Here is a 2398-nt window from a genome sequence, read left to right on the forward strand (position 1 = left end):
GAGGGAGCAGTTCATATTGCCAACCTGACCAAAACAGCAGGCTATCACAATATAATGAGTGGAAAAGAGCATTTTGACGCTTGGGTGCCGGAGTATTGTAAAGCTGAAAATGTGTTTGATCATTCTTTTTATTTTTGGGCTACCACAGAGTACTTTCTACCCCCTTCGGGGGAGTTTGAAAGGCCATTTTATCTGGAAGGAAATGAAATAAAAGCGGAGGAAATAGAACATGACCAAAGCCCAATGTACAAGACGGACTTTATTACCGATTATGCTTTGAATTGGTTGGAGGAAGCCTTTGAAAAAGAGGATCCTTTCTTTCTTTATCTTCCTTATCATGCGGCTCACTACCCCCTTCAGGCCCGACCTGAAGATATTGAGAAATACCGCGGTAAATACCTCAAGGGATGGGATGTACTGAGAAAAGAACGCTTTGAAAATATGCAAAATATGGGAGTGCTCCCCAATGGTGCTAAACTCAGTCCTCCTGAAAACAACTTGAACAAGTCTCGGGGACCCTTGTTACCGGATTATACCGATTATTATGCCTGGGACAGTTTGTCTGTTGAAAAAAAGGACTCCCTTGACCTAGAAATGTCTGTTTTTGCTGCAATAATTGATAGGATGGATCTGAACATAGGAAGGGTTTTGAAGAAGCTGGAGGACAATGGTAAATTGGAAAATACCATTATCATGTACTTAAATGATAATGGATCTTGCCCCTTTTATACCAATAAGGTAAAAGATGTAGCGCCGGGTCCTTCAGATTCTTATTGGAGTTTGCGCACCAATTGGGCAATGTTGAGCAATACACCTTTTAGGCAACACAAGCAATCAGGCCTTGAGGGTGGAAGCCATACTCCTTTTATCGTCCATTGGCCAAGAAAAATAGCTCCCAATACCATTACAGATCAAGTAGGGCATGTGGTTGACATTGCCCCTACCTTTTTGGACTTGTTAAAAATCCAATACCCGGACTCAATTCAAGGTCGTCAAACCCTTCCTTTGCATGGTAGCTCCTTGTTGCCGGTATTTTTGGGTGAGCAGCGGAAGGAACCTGAATACTTTATTTCCGGAATGAATAAATTCAGAATGTTTAGAAGTGGAGACTATAAAATTGTTCGGATGAATGGGGGACCATGGGAATTGTATAACATGACCAAAGATCCATCTGAGCTTGTGAATTTAGCGGATACCATGCCTCAAAAAGTCAAAGAATTGGCCATGCATTATGAATCCACCCCTTCCGGAACCTCAAATAAGCTTCCTTGATCTATTCAAAACATAAAACAAAATCAGGCGGATTGCCTTTTATCGCAATCCACCTGATTATTTCACATTAATAAATATCAATAGGGTTAATTCCTGGAATTTAATAATCACTCCATCAAATATACCACCATGCTCCTAGGTCCATGCGCACCTATGATAAGAGATTGTTCAATATCTGCCGTCTTGGACGGGCCGGCTACAAATACACCGTATCCGGGATCAGCAACATTGATCTTTTGGTAGACCTCATGCATATTTCCCAAGAGGTTTTCTACTTTAAGCAAAACGATGAGATGTTGGGCTATAAATGGCAATGCCCTATGGATGATCTTTTTTTCAGGAAGCCATATGGCAGCATTTTCTACCACGCCCCAATCTCCTTCCAATACGGCCACTTCAATGTGCTCCAATTCATGGGGGTCTTTAACTTTTTCAATTTCAAAATTTCCTGAAATTCCATCTACCAATGACAAAACCTGTTGGTCGGCAGTAAACTTTTCTTTCAGGTACTGCTGTATTTGTTCCTTTCCTTCACCTGATTTGGCCAAACCACCATTCAATTTTATACTGGCCTGAAATTGTTCGATAAGGTTGCTCTCATAGGGAAACTCAGGGTGCTCCGGTAATGGAAGCACATCAGGTTTGTTCTTTTTTATAGCCGCTATTATGGCTTCTTTGCTACTGTTCATTGCTTCCTGTTTTTTCGGTACCAGTCCTTGAAACTCTCTTTGGGCACTTCCGGTAATTCTCGGTGTTTGCCCCATGCATTGAAGCTATTGTAAATAAATCCTCTAGGACTTATGGTCAGGGATTTTCTGGCCATTTTACCCATCATGTCAAATAATTTTGGCTTCGACATTACATTTCCCCCAAAGCGCATGGCCCATTTTTTGGATGGCTGGGATGGTCCTTCTTTGGTGATCACTTGTCGCCATTTGTAAAGTTGCTCGTGAATATTAATTTTTACCGGACAAACATTTGTGCAAGAGCCACAAAGGGTGGAGGCAAAAGGCAAAGTGCTGTGTTTTTTCAAGTCCATACCCGGAGAGAGAATGGATCCAATAGGCCCGGGAACCGTAGAGCCATAACTAAAACCACTACTTCTACGATAAATAGGGCAGGTATT

Annotated in this window: 3 protein-coding genes; 1 reads left to right on the forward strand and 2 read right to left on the reverse strand. The window is 41.8% G+C overall.

Annotation, left to right across the window (positions count from 1 at the left end; translation table 11 throughout):
* A partial coding sequence (locus AAC037_RS23500) for a sulfatase-like hydrolase/transferase (protein WP_339906057.1) occupies positions 1 to 1272 on the forward strand: 1272 nt, incomplete at its 5' end.
* 107 nt (positions 1273 to 1379) lie between these two features.
* Here the strand turns inward: AAC037_RS23500 and AAC037_RS23505 are convergent.
* Both AAC037_RS23505 and AAC037_RS23510 read right to left on the reverse strand, forming a co-directional pair.
* Complete coding sequence (locus AAC037_RS23505; protein WP_339906058.1) at positions 1380 to 1961, reverse strand: LUD domain-containing protein; 582 nt, start codon at positions 1959 to 1961, stop codon at positions 1380 to 1382.
* On the reverse strand, positions 1958 to 2398 hold a 441-nt coding region (locus AAC037_RS23510; RefSeq protein ID WP_339906060.1), incomplete at its 5' end, for a lactate utilisation protein LutB domain-containing protein. The genes AAC037_RS23505 and AAC037_RS23510, both read right to left, overlap by 4 nt.

The sequence above is a fragment of the uncultured Cyclobacterium sp. genome (assembly GCF_963976465.1).
Taxonomy (GTDB): Bacteria; Bacteroidota; Bacteroidia; order Cytophagales; family Cyclobacteriaceae; genus Cyclobacterium.

What these genes read in the sequence shown, in the direction of transcription:
- AAC037_RS23505 (WP_339906058.1), bottom strand. Translation starts at nt 1,961, where the DNA reads ATGAACAGTAGCAAAGAAGCCATAATAGCGGCTATAAAAAAGAACAAA.